Consider the following 21,904-nt stretch of genomic DNA (forward strand, 5'->3'; position numbering starts at 1 on the left):
CCGGCCCACCGGTCAAATCGTTTCGGGCGACCGCCTCGCCCCGCAGGTAGGCTGGCGCCCCTCATCGCCGGAAGGAGCCCCATGGGTCGCAGCCACGGCACCCGACCGACCCTCGCGCGGGTGGCCGGGCTCGCCGGCGTCTCGGTCTCCACCGCGTCGCTGGCGTTCTCCGGCGCCGGGCCGATCACCGCCGAGACCCGCGACAAGGTGCTCGCCGCGGCCGCGGAGCTCGGCTACTCGGGCCCCAACCCGCTGGGGCGCCAGCTGCGCTCCGGCCGGTCCGGGATCGTGGGGGTCGTCATCGGCGACCAGCCGGGCCGCGCGTTCCGCGACCCCGTGGCGGTCAAGCTGCTCGACGGGCTGGTCGACGTGCTCGGCGCCGAGGGGCTCGGGGTGCTGCTCATCCCGGGCGTCCGGGCGGCCGCCGTCCCGCCCGCGTCCGCCGTCCCGCCCGCCTCCGGCGACGCCTCCCACCTCACGACCGACGCCACCTCCCACGACGACGACGCCGCCCGCCTCGCGCCCGTGCCCGCCGTCGACCCGCTGCTGGAGTCGGCCGCCATGGACGTCGCCGTCCTCGTGTGGGGCGTGCTCACCGACGACGCGACCCTCGCCGCGCTGCAGCGGCGCGACGTGCCCGTCGTCGTGGGCGAGGGCGGCCGGGTCGACGGCGCCCCGCTCGTGGCGCTCGACGACCGGGCCGGCACCGCGCAGGCCGTGCGGCACCTGCGCGAGCTCGGGCACACCCGCATCGCGGAGATCACGCTCCCCCTCGACGCGGCCGAGCGGTCGGGCCCGATCGACGCGGCCCGCCTCGCGCAGGCGGACCGCACCTCGACGCGGCACCGACTCGAGGGCGTGCGCGACGAGATCGAGCCGGTGATCTCGTGGGAGACGCCCGCCTCCCTGGTGGAGCACGGGCGGGACGCCGCCACCGAGATCCTCGGCGCCTGGGTCCCGGAGACGGAGCGGCCGACGGCGATCATCGCCCACTCCGACCTGCTCGCCGCGGGCGCGGTCATCGCCGCGCGCGAGCTCGGGCTGCGCGTACCCGACGACGTGTCGATCGCCGGGTTCGACGGGATCGACCTGCCGTGGCTCTCCCCCGACGTGCTCACCAGCGTCCACCAGCCGCTCCAGGCCAAGGGCGCGGCGCTCGGCCGCGCCGTGCTGGGCGTGCTCGCCGGCGCCGAGCCCACCCGCACCACGCTGCCCGTCGAGCTCGTGCCCGGCACCACCACCGGTGCGGTGCCGGACGTCGTCCGGCCGGCACCGCCGAGCGGGCCGCAGGAGTAGGGCAGCCGCCTGCGGCCGACGCCGACTGGATCCGTGACTTCAAACGAGATCCCGGAGCGCGCCGAGATGCCGCAAAGTCGTGACATGCACCACAGGATCTGGGAATGTCGTCGCCATCAGGGCGGTGGGACCGTCCACCGCCCCCGCCTGTGGGGAGGACCCATGAGAGGCACGACGAGTGGCATGGTGCGAGGGAGCTGGATGCGAGCGACGACGGCAGCCCTGGCAGCGGGGGCGGTGATCGCCCCGACCGCGGGCGCGGCGGGGGCCACGCCCCCGGACGACCCGGCGCCCTCGGGCAACAAGATCACGGCCACCCACTGGGAGGGCGCCTCCGACCTGCGCAAGGGCGACCTGCAGAACTTGCGCCCCGGCGCCGGCGGGTCGCTCGTCGTGCGGGGGCACGGCGGCCCGACCACCGAGTACACCGACCCGTTCGGCGACGGCACCCCGGTGGAGTACGAGACGGGCACATGGACGTCGCCGGTGGTCGAGACCGGGTACGCCCTCGACGAGTCCGTCACGTCGTGGAACGCGACCACGCCCACCGGCACCTGGGCGGAGATCGAGTTCCGCGGCCGCAAGGCCGACGGCGCGTGGACCAAGTGGTTCGTCATGGGCAGGTGGGCGTCCGGGGACGACTTCGCGCCCGCCGACGGCTCGGTCGGCGACATCCACCGCACGTCGGTGGACGGCCAGGGCGACGACGACGCCGCCCTGTACACCGACACCTTCGTGGCGAAGACCGGCCACGAACCCGAGGCGTTCCAGACCCGCGTCACCCTGTTGCGCCCGGCCGGGTCAAGGGCGACCCCGCGGCTCGAGGGCGTGACCACCATGACCAACGAGTACCTGCCCGACTCGGCATACCAGGGCACGAGCGCCTTCACCCTCGGCCGGCATGTGGAGCTCGACGTACCGGGATACTCGCAGCTGGTCCACATCGGCGAGTACCCCGAGTTCGGCGGGGGCGGGCAGGTGTGGTGCTCGCCGACGTCCACCACGATGATCCAGTACTCCTACGGCCGCCGGTTCCAGGTGCCGCAGCGCGAGCTGTCGGACATCGTGGCGCCGAACGGCGACCCGCAGGTCGCCTACGCCGCGATCAACGCGTGGGACTACACGTACGAGGGCGCGGGCAACTGGCCGTTCAACACCGCGTACGCCCACCGGTTCGGGCTGGAGTCGTTCGTGACGCGGCTGCGGTCGCTGGCCGAGGCGGAGCGCTTCGTCGCGGCGGGCATCCCGCTGGTCGTGTCGATCAACTTCGCCGAGGAGGAGATGCCGGAGGCGGGCTACGGCACCGACGGCCACCTCGTGACCATCGTGGGCTTCACCGCCGACGGCGACCCGATCATCAACGACCCCAACAAGGCCACCGACGCCGACGTGCGAAGCATCTACACCCGCGAGAACTTCGAGCGCGTCTGGCAGACCTCCACCGACGGCCTCACGTACGTCGTCCACCCGCACCACGTGAAGCTGCCCCGCAACGTCCCGGGCGCCACCCCCAACTGGTGAGGTAGTCCCAAAATCCGCGAGGTAGTTCCGAATTTGCCGAGGTAGTTCGACCCAGGTGAGGTAGTGGACTACCTCGCTGACTCTCGAACTACCTCGGCAAATTCGGAACTACCTCGCGGATTTTGGGACTACCTCGGCGTCAGTGCGAGCGCACCGGGCCGACGGTGTCGGAGACGAACGTCGCCGACGAGTACCCGCGGGCCGAGACGGTCACCTCGACCGAGACCTCGGCACCCCGGTCGCGGCCGGTGAGGTGGTACCGCTTCCCGTCCGCCCCGCGCACGGGCTCACCGTCGCGCAGCCACTGGACCTCGACGTGGAGGCGGCGCGAGTCGGGCAGGTACTCGCCCCGGTCGACGGTGAGTGTGCGGCCGATCTTCGCCTTCCCCTCGATCGTCGGCCCCTCGACGTCGGTGACCACCGGGTCGTGCAGGGTCAGCTCCGCGGCCCGGGCGAACACCTGCCGGTGGGCGTACCAGAGCTGGTAGTACGGGTCCTCGCCGCGCACGTCGGTCCGGTCGTCGGCGACGGAGCCGTCGAACGACGTGGCGTAGTAGTAGTCCGCCTGCACGTCGTCGTCGGACACCACGTAGCTCTGGTCGGCGCCGACGGTGTACTCGATCGGTGTGACGGCCTGCGGGGTGATGCCCGGGTAGGGCTCGTACGCGGCGGCCTCGGGGTACGCCCGGCCGTAGATGCCGGCCGCCTCGTCCCCGCTCACGGTCACCGTCTGCCCGGTGCTGGGCACGACGACAGGTCGCGAGGCCGGGTTGTGGATCCAGGCCAGGGAACCGGCCCACCACACGCCGAGCCACTCGCCCTCGACCTGCGCCACGACGAACTTGTGTCCGGACAGCACGCGTGCGCTGACGTCGCTCGCGTACGTCGTGCCGTCGGCACCGTCGGGCTTCCAGCCGGGGTCGCGGGCATACGACGCGTCGAGCGACGGCCCCTGGTAGGCGAGCGTGAAGTTGGTGCCCGCCCCCGCGACGCACTCGCCCGAGCCGGGCGACGCCTGCTCGCACCCGGTGACCGGGTTGGCGTTGCCGTCGTAGCCCGCCACGACCTCGACGACGTCGCCGGGTGCGACGTCCGTCGTCGGGTCCAGGCCGTCGCCGATCGGCTCGCCGAGCAGCTCGAAGTAGTGCTCCCAGTCCCAGTAGGGCCCCGGGTCCCAGTGCACGCTCTTGGTGTAGCCGGGCAGGATGCCGGGAACCTGGTCGTGCCCGATCACGTGGGCGCGGTCGAGGGGGACGTCGTACTTCTTTCCCAGGTACCGCACCAGCTCCGCCGACGACTGGTACATCGACTCCGTGAACCACCCCGACGAGCCGGCCCAGCCCTCGTGCTCGATGCCGATCGAGTGCATGTTCACGTACCAGTTGCCCGCGTGCCAGCCGACGTCGGCCGGCTCGAGGTGGTTGGCGACGTGCCCGTCGGACGAGCGCAGCGTGTAGTTCCACGCCAGGTAGGTCGGGTCCTGCACCAGGTTCACCGTCGGCTCGTACGCCGTCTCCGTGTCGTGGATGACGATGTAGTCGATCGACGGCCCGCCCTTGCCCGTGCGGTCGGCCTGGTCGTGGTTGCCGTAGCTGCCGGTGTCGTCCGGCAGGTCGGCGCTCGCCTTCTCGTACGGCGCGGGCAGCCACTCGCAGCCGAGGCCGCGCGGGCAGTCGGCCGCTGGGTCGCCGGCGGAGTCACCCGCGGCCCGGGTCGTCGACTCCGGCAGGACGGCGTCCGGCCTTGCGGCGAGGGTGACGCTCCCGCCGTCGTCGGTGGTGCTGGCCTCGCCCTGGCGCAGGGTGGTGAACACCCGGTCGGCGAACGTCGGGGCGTCGCTCATGCGGGCGACCGCGGTGCTCCAGGTCACGAGGGCGCCGTCGGCGCCGCCCCCGGCCGCCTCCTGGTACGAGGCGAGGAGCGCGGCGCCGCCGCACGTGTTGGCCGCGGCGTCCGACCTCAGCTCGGCGACCGTGAGCCCGGTCAGCGCCGCGGCACGGTCCAGCTCGCTCACGCCTGTGCGCGACCCGGTGTCCTTGCCGGCCCCGTCGGGCGTCTCGGGGGCGTGGTCGAGCAGGTTGAAGAGCCCGTAGCCTCCGTCCGCGCTGGGCTCGCCGGCGTGCTGGTCCCAGCGGGACTCCATGTAGGAGACGGCCTTGAGCAGGTCCGCCGGCACGCCGGTGGCCTCGCTCGCGGCCGTGAACGCGGACTCGCGGTCGGGGGCCGCGACGACGGTGTCGCAGGCCACCTCGGACGTGGGCGCGGTGGAAGGCCCGGCGCCCGCGGTGATGGCGGGGACCGTGACCAGGGGGATGAGGAGGCCGGCTGCTGCCAGGCCGGTGGTGCGTCGTCGTACGGATCTCACGGGGAGTGCTCCTCTCGAGGACGGTGTACGTCATGGCGTACAGCGTCATCGAACCGTGAAATCCCCTTTCAGGGGAAGTGGAAGAGCGAAAGTCTCCGTCAGATGCGGACGACGGCCTGGGCGCGGCCGAGCACCTTCACGCCCTCGTGGGTCACCGTGAGGTCGACGCGGGCCGTGCCGGCGGCGGGGTCGATCGCGCCGACGGTGGCCGTGACCTCGACGGACGCAGCCCCGCGGGACGGCACCGGGACCGGCTTGGTGAAGCGGGCCTGGTACTGCACCACCGCGCCCGGGTCCCCCGCCCAGTCGGCGACGATGCCGACGACGGAACCCATGGTGAGCATGCCGTGCGCGATGACGCCCGGGAGGCCGACCTCGGTGGCGAAGGACTCGTCCCAGTGGATCGGGTTGAAGTCGCCGCTTGCCCCGGCGTATCGCACGAGGCGGGCGCGGTCGAGCTCCACCGTGCCCGTGGCGACGACGTCGCCGACGGACAGCTCCGCGAGAACGGGCCGGGTCTGCTCGTGCGGCATCAGGAGCCCTCCCCGCGGATCACGAGGCTGGAGGTCACGGTGGACACCGGCTCGCGGGCACTCTCGTCGGACCCGTCGTCGAGCACCGCGAAGATCTCGCAGCGGGTGGTCACCATGGCGATGCCCCCCCGCGCGGTCACCGAGTCCACGTGCAGCACCGTGACCAGCTCGTCGCCGGCGACGATCGGGCGGTGGTGGGTGAACTTCTCGTCCGCGTGCACCACGCGGGAGAAGTCGATGCCGGCCTCCGGGTCCTGCACGTACTGCGCCTCGGCGCGCTGCGCCACGACGACAGCGAACGTGGGGGGCGCGACGAGGTCCGGATAGCCAGAACCCCGCGCCACCACGATGTCGTGGTGGGCGGGGTGCATGGCACCGACGGCGGCGGCGAACTCACGGATCTTCTCCCGGCCCACGCTGTAGGGAGCCGTGGCCGGGTACTCCCGGCCCGCGAAGTCGGCGTTCGCCACGTCGGTGTGAAGCTCTCGAGCGGCCGCGGTCAGCGGGTCTCGCGGTGCGCCGTGTGCTTGCCGCAGCGCGGGCAGAACTTCGCCATCTCGAGCCGATCGGGGTCGTTGCGGCGGTTCTTCTTGGTGATGTAGTTCCGCTCCTTGCAGTCCACGCAGGCGAGCGTGATCTTCGGGCGGACGTCCGCGCTCTTGGAAGCCATGGTGTGTCACCTCTCGCGCCCCCGGAAGGCGCAACGTGCGTCAAGGAACAGGCCGGTCCGACGCCGGCCGTCGAACCGTGATGGTGTCGGTAGCGAGGGCGGGGCTCGAACCCGCGACCTCACGATTATGAGTCGTGCGCTCTGACCAGCTGAGCTACCCCGCCGCGCGTGACTGAACACGAGACCGTTCTTTCGAACTACGAAGAACGTTCCCGCGTCGCGTCACAGAGCCCCGAAAGGGAATCGAACCCTTGACCTTCTCCTTACCATGGAGACGCTCTGCCGTCTGAGCTATCGGGGCGGCGGGCAAGACTCTACACGGCTCCCGACACCTGGCGAAATCAGCGGGATACCCGCCCGATCGCGCCATGCACCGGGGTCGTGAAGACCTTCCCCAGACGTCGGGCGGGGCACCATCCGAAAGATGGTGCCCCGACCGTCGATGTGGCAGGTGAGGGATTCGAACCCACGAAGGCTGTGCCGTCTGATTTACAGTCAGATCCCTTTGGCCGCTCGGGCAACCTGCCGTGCGGGCTCGCGGACGAGCTCGCGGGTAGAACAATAACGCCCCGGACACCCTCCCGGGAAATCCAGTCCGCGTGGCCCCGGTCACGGCCGCCGGGCGCCGCAGCCGAGCCCCGCCGCCGACCTACAGTGAGGCCGTGACGACCCCTTCCTCTCCCGATCGCTGGGGCCTGCCGCTCGGGCTCTCCGCGTTCGTCCTGTGGGGCGCGATGCCTCTGTTCTTCCCGCTGCTCGTACCGGCGGGGCCGGTGGAGATCATCGCGCACCGGGTCGTGTGGAGCCTGTTGTTCTGCCTGCTGCTGCTCGTCGTCACCCGGACCGTCGGCTCCTTCGTCGCCGTGCTCCGAGACGCCCGGACGATGGCGGCCCTCGCCCTCGCATCCGTGCTGATCGTCGTGAACTGGACCACGTACGTGTACGCGGTGCTCGCCGACCATGTGCTGGACGCCGCGCTCGGCTACTTCATCAACCCGCTGCTCACCGTGCTGCTCGGCGTGCTCGTGCTGCGCGAGCGGCTGCGCGTTGCTCAGTGGATCGCGCTCGGCTTCGGCGCCGCGGCCGTCGTCGTGATCTCCACCGGCGTGGGTGGGCTGCCCTGGATCGCCCTCGTCCTCGCCGGGGCGTTCGGCCTCTACTCGCTGGTGAAGAACCGCGTGGGCCGCGGTGTGGGCGCCCTGCCCGGCCTCGCCGCCGAGACCGCGGTGGCGACGCCGTTCGCGCTCGCCTACCTCTGCTGGCTGAGCGCCACCGGGGCCGGGACGTTCACCACCGACGGCGTCGGGCACGCCCTGCTCCTCGCCACCTGCGGGGTGGTGACCGGCCTGCCCCTGCTGCTCTTCTCCGGCGCCGCGCGGCGTCTACCGCTGACCGTGCTAGGGATGCTGCAGTACCTGACCCCGGTGCTGCAGTTCCTGCTCGGCCTGCTCGTCTTCGGCGAGCACATGTCGCCGACCCGCTGGGCCGGCTTCGCCCTGGTCTGGGTCGCCCTCGTGATCCTCACCGCCGACGGCACCCGGCAGGCGCGGGCCGCGCGTCTCGTCGCGCGCGCACGCACTACGGTGGTTCCCGAACCCTGACCCGAGCCGAAGGAGACCGTCATGGCCGACTCGTCGTTCGACATCGTGAGCAAGGCGGACCGCCAGGAGATGGACAACGCCCTCAACCAGGCAGCGAAGGAGATCTCCCAGCGCTACGACTTCAAGGGCGTGGACGCCTCGATCGCCTGGAGCGGGCAGGACACCGTCGTCATCCAGGCGAACTCGGCCGAGCGCGTGCTCGCGGCGCTGGACGTGTTCCAGACCAAGCTGATCAAGCGGGGCGTCTCGCTCAAGGCCCTCGACACGGGCGAGAACGAGCCGCAGGCGTCCGGCAAGCTCTACCGGCTGGCCGGCACCGTCAAGGAGGGCCTGGCCGGCGAGAACGCGAAGAAGATCACCAAGGTGATCCGCGAGGAGGGGCCCAAGGGCGTCAAGACCCAGATCACCGGCGACGAGGTGCGCGTGACGAGCAAGTCCCGCGACGACCTGCAGGCCGTGATGGCTCTCCTCAAGGCCGCGGACCTCGACATCGCGCTGCAGTTCACGAACCGCCGGTGACGGACCGGTGACCGACGGCGGCGCGGCGCGCACGTCGGGCGCGCTGCCGCGCGTGGTGGCGACGGACCTCGACGGCACGCTGCTGCGCTCGGACGGGTCCGTCTCCGTCCGGACCCGGCGCGCGCTGGCCGCCGCCGAGGCCGCCGGCGTCGAGGTCGTGTTCGTCACGGCGCGCCCACCGCGCTGGCTGCACGCCCTCGCGGACCTCGTCGGCGGGCACGGGCGCGTGATCTGCCTCGGCGGGGCGGCGGTCTGGGACCTCGCCGGCGACGGAGCGCTGGAGGTGTGCGGGTTCGACGACGACGTCCTGCACGCCATGGTCGCCGACCTGCGCGCTGCGGTGCCCGGCGTCGCGCTCGCCGTCGAGACCGTCGCGGGGCCCGCCTTCGACCCCTGGTTCCCCGACGGCGAGCCGGACCTGAGCCGGGACCTGCGCGCGGCCCCGATCGAGGAGTCCCTGCGGACGTCCGCCGACCGCGCCGCCAAGCTCCTCGCCGTACGCCCGGACACCCCGCGTCAGGGGTTCGGCGTCGTGCAGCGCGGCGCCGTGCGCGACGCCGCACAGGACGCCTTCTTCGACCGCGTGCGCGCCGCCGTGGACGGCCGGGCCGAGCTGCACTACTCGGGCGCCGCCGGCCTGGCCGAGCTGCTGCCGCCCGGGGTCACGAAGGACGTCGCGCTCGCCCGCTGGTGCGGGCGGCTCGGCGTGGACGCACGCGACGTGTGGACGTTCGGCGACATGCCGAACGACCTGCCGATGCTGCGCTGGGCCGGGCGCGGGCACGCCGTCGCCAACGCGCACCCCGACGTGCTCGCGTGCGCGGACGCCGTCGTCCCCGGCAACGACGAGGACGGCGTGGCGGCGGCGCTGGAGCATGTGCTCGAGGCCGCGCTCGAGCCCCGGTCCGAGGACGCGGTCGAGGATGCCGCGCGGCGCCCTCAGGCGCCCGTCGAACCGCCCCGCTGACGCCGCTCCTCGCGCCGCCGCGCGGCGACGAGCTCCGCGCGCAGGGCCTGCACCTCGGCGGTCAGGAGCGTCACCTGCTGCGGTGACGCCACCGTGCCGAGCGGCACGTCCCCGGGCGCGAGCGCGGCGCCCGCGTCCTCGGCGCCATCAGGGTCATCGGCGTCGTCCGGGATCCTGGTGACCCGCTCGACCAGCACCGACGCCAGGGTCGCCGTCACGACGCCGAGCAACGCGACCCCGCCGAGCATCAGGCCGACCGCGATGACCCGGCCCGCGGGCGTCACCGGGGCCATGTCCCCGTAGCCCACGGTCGTGATGGTCACCATCGCCCACCAGAACCCGTCGCCGAGGTTCACGATGCTCGCCCCGGGCGCCCCCCGCTCGGCCTGGGTCACGGTCAGCGCCCCGACGAGCACGAGGAGCGCCGTGCCCGCGACGGCGAAGCGCACCACCTTGCCACGCAGCCGCATCGCGTTGAGGCGGTTGAGGCGCGCCACCACCGAGATCAGCAGCAGCGGGCGCAGCACGGGGAGCACCACGACCGCCAGCTCGAGCGGGTGCCGGCGCACGTAGTCCCAGGTGCGCGGGGCCAGCCGCGCGCGCACCACGTAGTCCACGACGAACACCAGCCACGTGACCGCGAGGACGGCGGTGCACGCCGCCCGCACGCCCGCGGACGCCTGGGGGAAGGCGATCGGCACCCCGTAGGCCACCAGGAACAGCACCCCGATCGCGGTCAGCGGCCACTCCGTCGCGGCCTGCCAGCGCCGCAGGCGCTCCCTGCCGGCGTCCGGGTCCGGCGACGCGGACGGCGGGCGCTCGGGCGCGGCAGGCGCGCCGTCGGGCATCGGCTGGGACATCGCTGGTCAGCCTGCCAGAGCGGCCCCGCGCCCGCGCGTGCTGCGACCGGTGCCGACGAAGGGTGCCGAGCCGGGTGCCGGGCGGGGCCATCAGTACCGGGTGATGCCCCCGGGGCCGAAGCCGCTGCCGCCGGCCATCTTCTCGAGGCGCGCGATGCGTTCGGCCATCGGCGGGTGGGTGGAGAACAGCTTGGCCATGCCCGCGCCGCGGAACGGGTTGGCGAGCATGAGGTGCGAGACGTTCTCGAGCTCGCGGGTCTGGGGTAGCGGCGCCTTGGCCGTGCCGGACTCCAGCTTCCGCAGCGCCGAGGCGAGGGCCATCGGGTCACCGGTGAGCTTGGCGCCGTCCTCGTCCGCGTCGTACTCGCGGGTCCGGGTGATCGCCATCTGGATGAGCATCGCCGCGAACGGCGCCAGGATCGCGAGCGCGAGCGCCGCGAGCGGGTTGCCACCGTTGCGGCGGTCGCCGCCGCCGAAGATCAGCAGGAACTGGGCCAGCGACGTGATGACGCCCGCCATCGCCGAGGCGACCGACGACGTGAGGATGTCGCGGTTGTACACGTGCATGAGCTCGTGCCCGAGCACGCCGCGCAGTTCCCGCTCGTCGAGCAGGCGCAGGATCCCCTCCGTGCAGCAGACGGCCGCGTTCTTGGGGTTGCGCCCGGTCGCGAAGGCGTTCGGCGCCTGGGTGGGCGAGATGAACAGCCGGGGCATGGGCTGGCGTGCCGCGGTGGAGAGCTCGCGCACGATGCGGTACATCTCCGGCGCCTCGAGCTCAGTGACCGGATACGCGTGCATCGCGCGGATCGCGATCTTGTCCGAGTTCCAGTAGCTGACGAACGTCGTGATCAGACCGATCGCCACGAAGATGAACAGCATGCTCTGGCTGCCGCGGAAGAAGATCGCCCACAGGCCGAGGACGACGGCCCACATGACACCGAAGAGTGCCGCCGTCTTGAGACCGTTGAAGTGCTGATGGCCCATGTGTCCTGCTGTCTCCTTCCGCGCGTCCCCGACGCGTGCGCGCCCGACGGGATCCCACGGGTGGAACGCACCGGCGCCCCGCCCGGTTCCCGCGCGACGCTGGTTGAGCCTGTCGAAACCGTCGGACAGGGTTTCGACAGGCTCAACCAGCGGACAGGGTTTCGACAGGCTCAACCAGCGGAGGAGGCGCGACGCTTGGCGACGTCCAGCATCTCGGTGCGCGGCACGACCTTGATGCGCTCGCGGCCGTGCGGCTCGCCGAGCGCGCGCTCGTGCGCGTCGAGCACCTCGAAGTCGGCCCACTCGACGACGTCCACGCCGCGGTCGGCGAGGAAGTCGAGCACGGCCTGTGGGTCCCCCTGCGGGGCGGTGCGGCCGCCGCCGAGGTCGCCCGTGGACACGTCACCGGCGTCGCCGACGCCCGTGACGTCCTCCACCAGGTGGCGGATCGTCTCGGAGGCGTCGGACTTGGTGTGCCCGATGAGGCCCACCGGGCCGCGCTTGATCCAGCCCGTGGCGTACACGCCCGGCAGGTGCTCGCCGTCCAGGTCGACGACGCGGCCCTCGCGGTTGGCAATGACGCCCTTGCGCTCGTCGAACGGGATCTCCGACAGGGGCGACCCGAAGTAGCCGACCGCGCGGTAGACCGCCTGGACCGGCCAGTCGTGGAATTCGCCCGTGCCCTTGACGGTGCCGTCGCCCTGCAAGGCGGTGCGCTCCGTGCGCAGCCCGGTCACCTTCCCGTCGGTGCCCGTGATCTCCACGGGCGAGTGCAGGAAGTGCAGGTGGATGCGCCGGGACGCGGACTGCGTCGACGGGTCGACGAGCGTCCAGTCGGTGAGCGTCTTGACGACCTGCTTGGTCTGGTTGGACGACTCGACGGCGGCCATCGAGCCCTCGTCGAAGTCGTAGTCCTCCGGGTAGACGACGATGTCGACGTCCGGCACGTGCCCGAGCTCGCGCAGCTCGAGCGGGGAGAACTTCACCTGCGCCGGGCCGCGGCGGGCGAACACGTGCACGTCCGTGACCGGCGAGGCCTTGAGGATGTCGTAGACGTTGGCCGGGATCTCCGTGGGCAGCAGGTCGTCGGCGTGCTTGGCGAGGATCCGGGCCACGTCGAGGGCGACGTTCCCGGCGCCCAGCACGGCGACCTCCTTGGCCTCGAGCGGCCAGGTGCGCGGCACGTCGGGGTGCCCGTCGTACCAAGACACGAAGTCCGCAGCCCCGTACGAGCCGTCCAGGTCGACGCCGGGCACCGTCAGCGCGGAGTCCTTGATCGCGCCCGTCGAGAAGACCACCGCGTCGTAGAACTGGCGCAGGTCGTCGAGCTTGAGGTCGATCCCGTAGACGACGTTGGCCAGCAGGCGGACGTCACCGCGAGACAGCACCTTGTGCAAGGCGCTGACGATGCCCTTGATGCGCGGGTGGTCGGGCGCGACGCCGTAGCGCACGAGGCCGAACGGCGCGGGAAGACGCTCGAAGAGGTCGATGCTCACGTCGAGGTCGGTCTTCGACAGGATGTCCGCGGCGTAGGTGCCGGCGGGGCCTGCGCCGACGATCGCGACGCGCAGAGGTCGGATGCTGCTCACTGCGAGGTACGCCTTCCGGATCGGGGGTGCGTGGCGTTCGATTCTAGGAGAATTCTCCTGCGAACTGGTGAGGGTTACCTCACTACTCAGGGTCCAGCCTTACCCAGAATGCCACAACCGTCTCATCAAACGAACGGCCCGTCTCGCCTATCGGTCAAGGCGCGAGGGTGAGCTCCTGCACGGCGCGCGCGACGTCCTCGTCGGCCATGCCACCGGTCGCGCGCAGGGGCCGGTACGCGGGCACCACGGTGACGGCCGCGACGTCGTCGGCCACCCGCAGCGCCGCCGTCTCGCGGGATCCGTAGACGGCACGCGTCTCGGCCACCCCGCCCGGCACCCGGCGCACCGCCCAGCGCGGAGACTGCTCGCGGCGTACCCACACCTCGACCTGACCGCCCGCGACCGCGAGGGCCGCCGGGCTCCCGCCCATCGCCGCGATCCCCTGCACGTGGGCACCGACGGACCGTGCCTCGTCGAGCGTCTCGGACGTCGTGAACACCGGGACGACGCGGGCACCGGGCCGCTGACGCGCGACGTGCGCCGCGACCGCACCGGCGCGCCGCACGACCACCGCGAGCGTCACCCCCACGATCAGCGCGACCACCAGGAGCGCGATCCATAGCGTGGCGTCCTCGAACCCGTCGCGCTGGACCGTGATCACCAGGCGCGCCACGGAGATCACGAAGAAGGCAACGAGAATGCCGAGGTACAACCTGCGGCGCGAACGGGGTTCCATGTCAGCCTCCCGGCCGGACGTCGGGGTGGAGGGACAGCACGACAGCGTCGAGGGGCGGCCCGGAAACCGGACCGCCCCTCGAGACACCAGCCCTAGGGCCGGCACAGCTGACCGACGTCAGCCGCGGATGCCCTGCGCCAGCTGCGAGTCCGCCTCGGACAGCGTCTGCGCAGCCTGCTCCAGGAACGACGCCATACCCTCGAGGCCCTCGATGGCCTGCGTGGTACCCGTCGTGAACTCCTGGTACGAGGTCTGGAACGCACCCGACGCCTGATCGGTCACGAAGCCCGACGACACCAGGTTGTCCACCTGCGACTGCAGGTTGTGCAGGATGTCCTGCATCTGCTGCTGACCGTTGCGCAGCTGACCCGCCTGCGACCGCAGCTCGTCGTACGTGACGTTCATGTTCGCCATGAAAAGCTCCTCAGCTCTCGATCCATCGGCCGGCCCCCTTGCGGCCGATCCGTCGTCCTCGATGAGGACCCTACTGGGCGCGCCGACACCCGTCGATGGGGACTAGTCCCCATCGGTGCGACGTCAGCCGCGGATGCCCTGCGCCAGCTGCGAGTCCGCGTCGGACAGCGTCTGCGCAGCCTGCTCCAGGAACGACGCCATACCCTCGAGGCCCTCGATGGCCTGCGTGGTACCCGTCGTGAACTCCTGGTACGAGGTCTGGAACGCACCCGACGCCTGATCGGTCACGAAGCCCGACGACACCAGGTTGTCCACCTGCGACTGCAGGTTGTGCAGGATGTCCTGCATCTGCTGCTGACCGTTGCGCAGCTGACCCGCCTGCGACCGCAGCTCGTCGTACGTGACGTTCATGTTCGCCATGAAAAGCTCCTCGACTCATCAGTGGTCCGGCCGGCCCCCTAGCGGCCGATCCGTCGTCCGCGACGACCCTAGCGGGCGCCCCGAGCACACGTCGATGGGGAGTCCTCCCCATCGATCGGCGTCCGTCTCGGTTGGTCGGCTCGTCGCTCGGCTCAGTCCTCCAGTCACCCGGTCGAACCGAGACCGCACTCCGCTCCAGGCGAGTGCCTCGTTCCTCGGCCCTCACCCTTCGCTGCGCTCCGGCTCAGTCCTCCAGTCACCCGGTCGAACCGAGACCGCACTCCGCTCCAGGCGAGTGCCTCGTTCCTCGGCCCTCACCCTTCGCTGCGCTCCGGCTCAGTCCTCCAGCACCAGCGGCAGCTGCACCCGCGCCTGCTTGCCCCGCGCGATCCACACGCCGCGGCCGACGGGGAACTCGCCCTTGCCCGAGCGCGGCAGCGACGTCTTGAGGATCGTGTCGCCGTCGAGGTTCTCCGGCTGCAAGATCAGGCCGCGGCGGCCGTTCTTCACCTCGCCGAGCAGGGGCCAGGTCGCCGACCAGCCCGCCGTCTCCGCCTCGGCGACGAGCAGGTGGTCGCTGCCGCGGATCGCCTTGGTGAGGTCCTGGATCGGCTTGTCCGCGGGCGACTGCAGGTACTCGTTGATGCCCTCGATCAGGACCACGATGCCCGGGTCGACGTCCTCGTCCTGGACGGCGGCGAGCAGGTCGGTCGCGAGCGCCTTGACCTTCTCCGCCCCGGTCGCCACCTCCGTCCACGGCAGCTTGTCGGCGATCGCCGAGCGCCCCTGCGCGAACAGGTACATCCGCGCGTCGGGGTTGGCGCGCAGCACCGCTCGGGCGATCGCGACGAGCGCATTGCTGCGCCCCGACCCGGGCGGGCCGGCCACGACCAGCGTGCCCGACGCCTCGAAGGGCACCGCGTCCAGGGTGATGCCGTCGAGGCCGAGCACGGGCCGCCCGTCGACGTGCGTCGGGAGCTGGTCGACCCCGTACTCGGTGGGCAGCACCTGCACCGCAGGCGCAGGACGCACCCCGGCCTGCAGCATCGACTGGCCGAGCTTCTCGGTCGCGGCCGCCTGCGTCGAGACGGAGGTCGTGCCGCCGATGACGGCGACCTGGACCTCGAGCCCGTCGAGGATCGCGCGCCCGTTAGGCGAGTCCGCCGTGATGATGTCGCGCGGCGCGTTGAACGCCAGGTACCCGTCGTCGGTCATCCGCAGCAGCAGGTTGCGCTGCACCATCGAGCGCACGTACGTCGGTACGGCGCCCGAGCGGTCGGCGGTGAAGATGACGTGCATGCCGAGTGCGCGGCCGTCGCCCAGGATGTCGCGGAAGACATCGAACCACTCGGAGCGGCCCGCGCCGACCTCGAAGTCGTCGCGGAAGCCGGGGAACCCGTCCACCAGCAGCAGGATGCGCGGCACGTCGGCCCGGCCGCTGAGCTGGCGGTACTCGCTGACGCTCGACGCCGAGACGGCGGCGAACGCCTCCCCGCGCCGCTGCAGCTCGTCGCGCAGCATCCGCATCAGCCCGACGACGCGCTCGACATCGTCCCCGCGCGCGATGGTGCCCACGTGCGGCAGGGCGGACAGCATCCGCAGGGCACCGGCGGCGAAGTCCAGGCCGTACACGTGCACGGGGCCGCCGCGCGGGGTGATGCCCGCCGCAGCGGCGATGGTGCGCAGCGCGGTGCTCTTGCCGGCGCCGCCCGTGCCGTACACGCCCAGGTGGCCGTCGGTGTCGGGGTTGAAGTACAGCGGGCGCTGCGCCTGCTGCTCGGGGATGTCCGCGACGCCGATCAGCAGCTCGGTGTCCGTGCGCTGGTGCAGGCGGGTGAGGTCGTAGGCGTCGGCCATGGAGTCGAGCCACGGGCGACGCGGCGTGGGCAGACGCCCTGCCTGGAACGCCTCGCCGACCCGGGCGACGAGCCGCTGCTGGTCGTTGGGTCCGAGGTCCATGTCGTCGTCGACGGAGGCCGCCGGGTCGATCGGCTCCTCCCACTTCTCCTCGCGGCCGAAGTGCAGCCCGGCGACCTCGATCGCGGTGTTCTCGGGGGCGCGGGTGCTCCAGGCGCCCGCGTACCCGGACTGGAAGGCCTGCAGCCGGCCCGGACCCGTCTTGACCACGCCACGGCCCGGGATCGCGGGGTCGATGTGCGCGGCGTCCTTGATGTCGACGACGTCGCTGGAGTCCGACTCGTCCGCCATCCGCAGCGCGACGCGAAGGTTCGTGTTGGCGCGCAGGTTGTCCTTGATGACGCCCGCCGGGCGCTGGGTCGCCAGGATGAGGTGGATGCCGAGCGACCGGCCGCGCTGCGCGACGTCGACGACGCCGTCCACGAACTCGGGCACGTCGCCCACCAGCGCCGCGAACTCGTCGATGACGATGACGAGCGCGGGCGGCGTCTCCGGGTCCCCGCGCTTCTCCAGCTCAAGCAGGTCCTTGGCCTTCTTGCGATTGAACAGGTGCTCGCGGTGGTGCAGCTCGGCCCGCAGGGACGTGAGGGCGCGCAGCACCAGGTGCTGGCTGAGGTCGGTGACCAGGCCGACGCAGTGCGGCAGCTGGACACAGTCCGCGAACGCGGAGCCGCCCTTGTAGTCCACGAACAGGAACGTGACGCGGTCCGGGCTGTACTCGGCCGCCATCGCGAGCACCCACGCCTGCAGGAACTCCGACTTGCCCGCACCCGTGGTGCCGCCCACCAGGGCGTGCGGGCCCTGACTGCGCAGGTCGAGGTGCTGGGCGTCCAGGCCGGCCGAGCCGACGATGGCGCGCAGGGACCCGGCGCGCTTGCGCGGCACCGCCTGCGTGCGGTCGTAGACCGACAGGTTCTGGCGCCAGCGCTCCAGCACGGCATGCGGGTCCTCGAACAGCTCGTGCCCGAGCAGCGCGGGCATCGTCACCGAGCGCGGCAGGTCGGACGAGTCGGCGACGATCGCGCCGGCGTCGAAGACGGGGGCGAGCCGCCGCCCGTAGTCGAGCGCCGTCGTGCCGTCGATCTCCTCGAGCTCGACGTCGTCCACCCAGCGACCCAGCCGCACCATTCCGACCCGCGGCCCGTGCTCGCCGAGGTCCACGAACGTGCGGCACGCCGCCGGGAGGTACGCCGTGTCGGGGGAGATCCACAGCACGTAGACGCCCGCGTCGGGGCCCTGCTCGGCGAGCTGCACCAGGCGGGCCCGCTCCACGTCGATGTCGTCGGAGACGACGACCACCACGGCGGGCACCGCGGACTTCGTCCCGGCCTCCGCCTTCTTGCCGCCGACGTCGCCGCCGCGCTCCAGGGCGGCGTCGTCGTCGTCGATCGCGCCGCGCCGCTGGGTGCCGCCGCGCGCGACGCGCAGGCGCGTGGTGACGAGCTCCTCGAGCTCGGCGACCAGACGCGCCGCGCCGCTCGCCGAGTCGGCCAGGTGGTGGCCCTCGATCGGGCTCTGCGGCGACGACGTGTGCGGGATCCACGTGAGCCACTGCAGGTGCTTGGTCCACACCGGGCTGACCATGCCCGTGACGACCAGCTCCGCCGGCGAGTGCAGGCCGGTGAGCTGCAGCAGCGTGGCGTTGAGGCTGCCCGCCACCTTCGCGGGCGGCCCGGCGAAGCCGAGCGCGCCCGCGTCGTACAGGTTCTCCACCACGGGCACGCCCGGGATGTTCTCGTGCTTGTCGACGACGGCGTCCAGACGCTCCTGGTACTCCTTGATGAGCTGTCCCTTGCCCGCTGACTTGACCGAGTTGCGCGACGGCATCGTGCCGATGCCGAACCGCACGTTGAGGAAGCTCCAGTGCTCCGGGCGGCGTGTCCACAGCATCGGCCCGTGCCGCATCGCCTCGGCGAAGACGTGCGGCGTCGCCGGCGCCTCGCGCAGCCGCACCGAGCGCTCCGTCTCCTCCTCGCCCCCGAGCGCGTCGCGCAGCGCGTCGAGACGCTCCTCGAAGCGCGCGATGTCGCGCTCCTTGCGCTTGCGGTTCTGCATGTTGCGGGTGAGGAAGTTGCCGACGAGCATGATCGGCGACAGCAGGATGAACATCATCCCCATGGGGCCGCGGCCCATGGCGAGCATGAATCCGCCCATGAGCGCCGGCGCCAGGAGTGCGAGGAACGGGAACGGCTGCGGCTCGGTCTCGGTGGGGACGTCCGGCGACTCGAACTCCTGGCCCTTGTACCGGGCCTCGACGCGCGGCGAGCGCGTGAACGGCACGGGCCCCGCCTTGGGCGCCACGCCCGTCAGGGTCTGCGGCTTGCGCCGCTCGATCGTCATCACGGTGTCGCCGACGGTGACGCGCTGGCTGCCCTCGACACGCAGGCGCTGCACGTGGTCGCCGTCCACCAGCAGGCCGTTGGCCGAGCCCAGGTCGATGACGTCGACGACGTCCGAGACGTCGAGGCGCAGGTGCTGCTTCGACACGAGCGAGTCGCTCAGCACGACGTCGCAGCCGGGCGCGCGCCCGAGCGTCCAGCTGCCCTCGGGCAGGTCGATCACGCTGCCGTCCGCGAACCGGAGGGTGGCGCGCACGTCCCGGGAGGGCTGGTAGTCGAACCCCGGGCGGTCGAGCTCGACGAGCGCGACCTCCGCGCCCGAGCCGATCCACGCCTCGCCGAGCGCGGCGTCGACCGGCAGGCGGGTGGGCCGGTCCTGGCCGGGCAGCCGCGCCTCGATCGTCCGCCTGCCGGCGCCGACCGCGCCCGCCCCGCCCGGGTCCACGCGGGCCAGGGTGGACGCCACCTCGCCGATGGTCGCCCCCGCGTCTGCGGTGACGACGACGTCGTCGTGCGTGGTGTCGGGGCGTCGGAGCGTCACTTTGACGCGCATCGCTCTCCTCGGTTCGTTTCGTCTGGGTCAGATGGTCGGTAGCGCTACTTCGCACCGCGGCGTGCCAGGACGCCGACGACGGCGGTGATCGCGGCGCCCGCCGCCGCGCTCAGGGCGATCACGCGCCAGTTGCCGGCGTCGGTGAGCTCGCGGCCGATCGCCCGCCAGTAGTCGAGCGGGTCCCCGGTGCCCACGCCGTCGCGCAGCACGCCCGCCGCCATGAGGATCACGAACGCGATCGCCGCGGCGCCGACGGCGACCACCACGACGAGCTGCCAGAGCTCCGGGCGGTGGCGACGAGTCACTCCGCGTCCTTCCCGTCGGCAGCCGTCAGGTCGAGCAGCGGCAGGTCCTCCGCGGCGACGAGCCGCGACGCGACGGCGTACTCCACGAGCCGCGCGCGCCGGTTGGTCGCGAGCCCGCCGGAGCCGCCGCCGCGCAGACCCTTCACGCCCACGCGGTCGAGCTTCTCGCAGACGTTGTCGAGCTTGCGGTTGAACCGCGTCGTCGTCCACCCCAGGCGCGCCGCCGCCTCCGCGGACGACGGGAGCTCGGACAGGCCCGTGCCGTCGCGGCGCAGCATCGGCTCGCACAGCGCGACGATGAGCTGCCGCTGGCTCACCGTGAACGGGATCAGGCCGATCGTGGTGGCGCCGCCCTCCGGCTCCTCGGAGCGGATCTCCGCGTACGGGGCCGGGCTGAGCCGGGCGAGCACCTCGTACGTGGTGGGCCCGGCGGTGAAGACGATCGAGGTGGACGGGAAGACGATCGGCAGCGACGTGCCCGGCGACAGCCAGGACTGCACCCCGCCCGCCGCGTCGCAGACGGTCGCCGAGAGCCGGTTGCCGACGTTGCCCAGCCACCACAGCCCCGAGGCGTGCGTGACCTGCAGGAAGCGCCGGTGCAGGTAGGGGTTGTCGTCGAGCGCGAGGTCGCCCTCGCGCCCGATCTCGAAGACCCCGTCCGGGTCGGCGCGGAACCACTCCCCCGCGAACTCCATCGCCAGCTCGCTCACCCGACGCACGCTCCCTTCGAGTCGACGGAGAACGCGCCCGAGCGGACGATGACGACCTCGACGCAGGTCTGCCCGCCGTCGGCCTTGTCCACCGTCACCGAGGGCTGCTCCACCTGCGTGTAGGCCCCCTCCTCGAGCTGCGCGGCGGCGCGCCAGCCGTACGTGTCGCCGTCCTCGGGGTCGGGGTTCTCCCACGTGAACACGACCTTGTCGCCCGTGGCCTTGCCCGCGAGCTCCGTGACCGACGGCACCAGGCCGCTGAGGTTGTCCGCCGGGGGCGCGCCCTCGTTGACGGCTCCCGTCGCGGCCGGGGTGGTCGGGTCGTCCTCCGGGGTCCCGCCGTCGGGCCAGAGCACGAAGGCCAGCACCCCCACGAGCACCACGACCCCGGCCACGAGCCCGCCGACGAGCCCGCGGCGCGGCGCGGCCGAGGGCGCCTCGGCCCCCGAGGTCGGCGGCGCCGTCGTCGTCGGTGCCGCCACGGGCAGCGAGCGGTGCACCGTGTCGCCCAGGTCGTCCTCGGCGAGCGTCGAGGGTCGCGCCGTTCCCGTGGTCGCGGGCGACGGCGCGGACGTCGACCACGAGCGCGCAGGGGCCGCCGGCGCGGCTCCGGCCAGCGCCGGTGCCGTCGCGGCGGGGCCGCGCGGGTCGACGGAGACGACCTCGCGCAGCCGCGTGCCGACCTCGTCCTCGTCCGGGGCGTCCTGCGCGTCGTCGCGCACCTGCCCGCGGTCGTCGAGCAGGTCGATGGGCGTGACGGCGAACGACAGCTCCGTCTGGACCGCCTGCAGCGCGCGGGCGAACTCGAGGGAGGTGGAGTACCGCGCCTGGGGGTTCTTCGCCATCGCGGTGCTCAGCACGCGCTCGAGCGAGGCTGGGATGTCGTTGCGCCCGGTCTGCTGCAGCGGGGCCGACTCGATGCGCGCGACGAGGTCGGCGCTCGAGTTCGTGCCGCCCGGCACCTCGAACGGCGTGCGGGAGGCGAGCAGCGAGTACGTCGTGGCGGCCAGCCCCCACACGTCCGTCCCGATGCTCGTGCCCGGAGGCTCGGCGAAGGACTCCGGCGGCGACCACGGGATCGACATGCCCTCGGCCCGGCCCGCGTCGTCGAGCGTGGAGGAGATGCCGAAGTCCGTCAGCGCCGGGTGCCCGTACTCGGTGACGAGGATGTTCGCGGGCTTGATGTCGCGGTGCAGGATGCCGGCCCGGTGGGCGGTCTCGACGGCTCCGGCGATCTGGACGGCGATCCGCAGCACGTCCGGCACGCTGAGCCGCTCGGCGCGGTACCGGGCACCGAGGTTGGGCCGGGAGCAGAACTCCATGGCGAGGTACGGGCGGCCGTCGGCGGAGACGTCCGCCTCGTACATCGTGACGATCGACGGGTGGGTCGACAGGGTCGCCATCAGGTCGGCCTCGGCGTCGAAGGCCTCGCGCTGGCCCTCGCCGGTCCACTCGTGCAGGAGGACCTTGACCGCCACGCGACGGCGCGGTCGGCGCTGCTGGTACAGGAAGACGTCGGAGAAGCCGCCGGAGCCGATGATCGAGACGTACTCGAACCCGTCGATCTCCGGTGGGGGCGACGGCGGGCGCTTGCGACTCATATGG

General features: G+C 72.4%; 19 protein-coding genes and 3 tRNA genes. 5 read left to right on the forward strand and 17 right to left on the reverse strand.

Annotated elements, in window-relative coordinates; all coding sequences use genetic code 11:
- The first annotated feature begins 81 nt into the window (after positions 1 to 81).
- Together AC1C2V_RS05890 and AC1C2V_RS05895 are read left to right on the forward strand one after the other, a co-directional pair.
- Positions 82 to 1,296, forward strand: coding sequence for a LacI family DNA-binding transcriptional regulator (locus tag AC1C2V_RS05890; protein ID WP_495388652.1), 1,215 nt, complete (start codon positions 82 to 84; stop codon positions 1,294 to 1,296).
- A 201-nt stretch (positions 1,297 to 1,497) separates the two neighbouring features.
- The gene (locus tag AC1C2V_RS05895) at positions 1,498 to 2,817 is read left to right on the forward strand and encodes a C39 family peptidase (RefSeq protein WP_495388653.1); all 1,320 of its coding nucleotides are present in this window, start codon (positions 1,498 to 1,500) and stop codon (positions 2,815 to 2,817) included.
- A gap of 139 nt (positions 2,818 to 2,956) precedes the next feature.
- Here the strand turns inward: AC1C2V_RS05895 and AC1C2V_RS05900 are convergent, their stop codons facing one another.
- From AC1C2V_RS05900 to AC1C2V_RS05930, 7 genes are all read right to left on the reverse strand, one after another.
- Positions 2,957 to 5,182 carry an N-acetylmuramoyl-L-alanine amidase gene (locus AC1C2V_RS05900; RefSeq protein WP_495388654.1) on the reverse strand — a complete coding sequence of 742 codons (2,226 nt, stop codon included), beginning with the start codon at positions 5,180 to 5,182 and terminating at the stop codon, positions 2,957 to 2,959.
- A 98-nt stretch (positions 5,183 to 5,280) separates the two neighbouring features.
- Positions 5,281 to 5,715 (reverse strand): MaoC/PaaZ C-terminal domain-containing protein, encoded by a 435-nt coding sequence (locus AC1C2V_RS05905; RefSeq protein WP_495388655.1) that lies wholly within the window; start codon positions 5,713 to 5,715, stop codon positions 5,281 to 5,283.
- On the reverse strand, positions 5,715 to 6,185 hold the full coding sequence (locus AC1C2V_RS05910; protein ID WP_495388656.1) for an FAS1-like dehydratase domain-containing protein: 471 nt from the start codon (positions 6,183 to 6,185) through the stop codon (positions 5,715 to 5,717). Before AC1C2V_RS05910 ends, AC1C2V_RS05905 begins: the two co-directional genes overlap by 1 nt.
- 29 nt (positions 6,186 to 6,214) lie before the next feature.
- A complete protein-coding gene (gene rpmG, locus AC1C2V_RS05915; protein ID WP_495388657.1) occupies positions 6,215 to 6,385 on the reverse strand; it encodes a 50S ribosomal protein L33 in 171 nt (56 codons plus the stop codon).
- A 90-nt stretch (positions 6,386 to 6,475) separates the two neighbouring features.
- Positions 6,476 to 6,549, reverse strand: a tRNA-Met gene (locus tag AC1C2V_RS05920).
- Positions 6,550 to 6,613: 64 nt separating this feature from the next.
- A tRNA-Thr gene (locus AC1C2V_RS05925) sits at positions 6,614 to 6,686 on the reverse strand.
- A gap of 144 nt (positions 6,687 to 6,830) precedes the next feature.
- Positions 6,831 to 6,912 (reverse strand) — tRNA-Tyr (locus AC1C2V_RS05930).
- 135 nt (positions 6,913 to 7,047) lie between these two features.
- Between AC1C2V_RS05930 and rarD the strand changes: the two genes are divergently transcribed.
- Genes rarD through AC1C2V_RS05945 form a run of 3 tightly spaced genes read left to right on the forward strand, consistent with a single transcriptional unit; the run spans position 7,048 to position 9,472 of the window.
- Positions 7,048 to 7,986: an EamA family transporter RarD gene (rarD, locus tag AC1C2V_RS05935; RefSeq protein WP_495388658.1), complete on the forward strand. Its 939-nt coding sequence runs from the start codon at positions 7,048 to 7,050 to the stop codon at positions 7,984 to 7,986.
- Positions 7,987 to 8,007: 21 nt separating this feature from the next.
- Positions 8,008 to 8,505: a YajQ family cyclic di-GMP-binding protein gene (locus AC1C2V_RS05940; RefSeq protein WP_495388659.1), complete on the forward strand. Its 498-nt coding sequence runs from the start codon at positions 8,008 to 8,010 to the stop codon at positions 8,503 to 8,505.
- Positions 8,506 to 8,512: 7 nt separating this feature from the next.
- Positions 8,513 to 9,472, forward strand: coding sequence for an HAD family hydrolase (locus AC1C2V_RS05945; protein ID WP_495388660.1), 960 nt, complete (start codon positions 8,513 to 8,515; stop codon positions 9,470 to 9,472).
- On the opposite strand, the gene AC1C2V_RS05950 is transcribed toward AC1C2V_RS05945, so the two are convergent.
- From AC1C2V_RS05950 to AC1C2V_RS05995, 10 genes are all read right to left on the reverse strand, one after another.
- Positions 9,445 to 10,332 (reverse strand): potassium channel family protein, encoded by an 888-nt coding sequence (locus AC1C2V_RS05950; protein ID WP_495388661.1) that lies wholly within the window; start codon positions 10,330 to 10,332, stop codon positions 9,445 to 9,447. The two genes, AC1C2V_RS05945 and AC1C2V_RS05950, sit on opposite strands and share 28 nt — an antisense overlap.
- 90 nt (positions 10,333 to 10,422) lie before the next feature.
- On the reverse strand, positions 10,423 to 11,316 hold the full coding sequence (gene htpX / locus AC1C2V_RS05955; RefSeq protein WP_495388662.1) for a zinc metalloprotease HtpX: 894 nt from the start codon (positions 11,314 to 11,316) through the stop codon (positions 10,423 to 10,425).
- A 170-nt stretch (positions 11,317 to 11,486) separates the two neighbouring features.
- On the reverse strand, positions 11,487 to 12,905 hold the full coding sequence (locus AC1C2V_RS05960) for an FAD-dependent oxidoreductase (protein ID WP_495388663.1): 1,419 nt from the start codon (positions 12,903 to 12,905) through the stop codon (positions 11,487 to 11,489).
- A gap of 154 nt (positions 12,906 to 13,059) precedes the next feature.
- Positions 13,060 to 13,641, reverse strand: a complete 582-nt coding sequence (locus AC1C2V_RS05965) for a hypothetical protein (protein WP_495388664.1) — start codon at positions 13,639 to 13,641, stop codon at positions 13,060 to 13,062.
- 117 nt (positions 13,642 to 13,758) lie between these two features.
- Complete coding sequence (locus tag AC1C2V_RS05970) at positions 13,759 to 14,055, reverse strand: WXG100 family type VII secretion target (protein WP_495388665.1); 297 nt, start codon at positions 14,053 to 14,055, stop codon at positions 13,759 to 13,761.
- 123 nt (positions 14,056 to 14,178) lie between these two features.
- Complete coding sequence (locus AC1C2V_RS05975; protein WP_495388666.1) at positions 14,179 to 14,475, reverse strand: WXG100 family type VII secretion target; 297 nt, start codon at positions 14,473 to 14,475, stop codon at positions 14,179 to 14,181.
- A 336-nt stretch (positions 14,476 to 14,811) separates the two neighbouring features.
- Positions 14,812 to 19,284, reverse strand: coding sequence for a type VII secretion EssC family protein (locus AC1C2V_RS05980; protein WP_495388667.1), 4,473 nt, complete (start codon positions 19,282 to 19,284; stop codon positions 14,812 to 14,814).
- A 44-nt stretch (positions 19,285 to 19,328) separates the two neighbouring features.
- Complete coding sequence (locus AC1C2V_RS05985) at positions 19,329 to 19,589, reverse strand: hypothetical protein (RefSeq protein WP_495388668.1); 261 nt, start codon at positions 19,587 to 19,589, stop codon at positions 19,329 to 19,331.
- A complete protein-coding gene (locus AC1C2V_RS05990; protein WP_495388669.1) occupies positions 19,586 to 20,299 on the reverse strand; it encodes a hypothetical protein in 714 nt (237 codons plus the stop codon). The genes AC1C2V_RS05985 and AC1C2V_RS05990 overlap by 4 nt, the downstream gene beginning before the upstream one ends.
- Positions 20,296 to 21,900, reverse strand: a complete 1,605-nt coding sequence (locus tag AC1C2V_RS05995; protein WP_495388670.1) for a serine/threonine-protein kinase — start codon at positions 21,898 to 21,900, stop codon at positions 20,296 to 20,298. The genes AC1C2V_RS05990 and AC1C2V_RS05995 overlap by 4 nt, the downstream gene beginning before the upstream one ends.
- Positions 21,901 to 21,904 lie beyond the last annotated feature (4 nt).

Source organism: Isoptericola sp. Y541 (assembly GCF_059445465.1).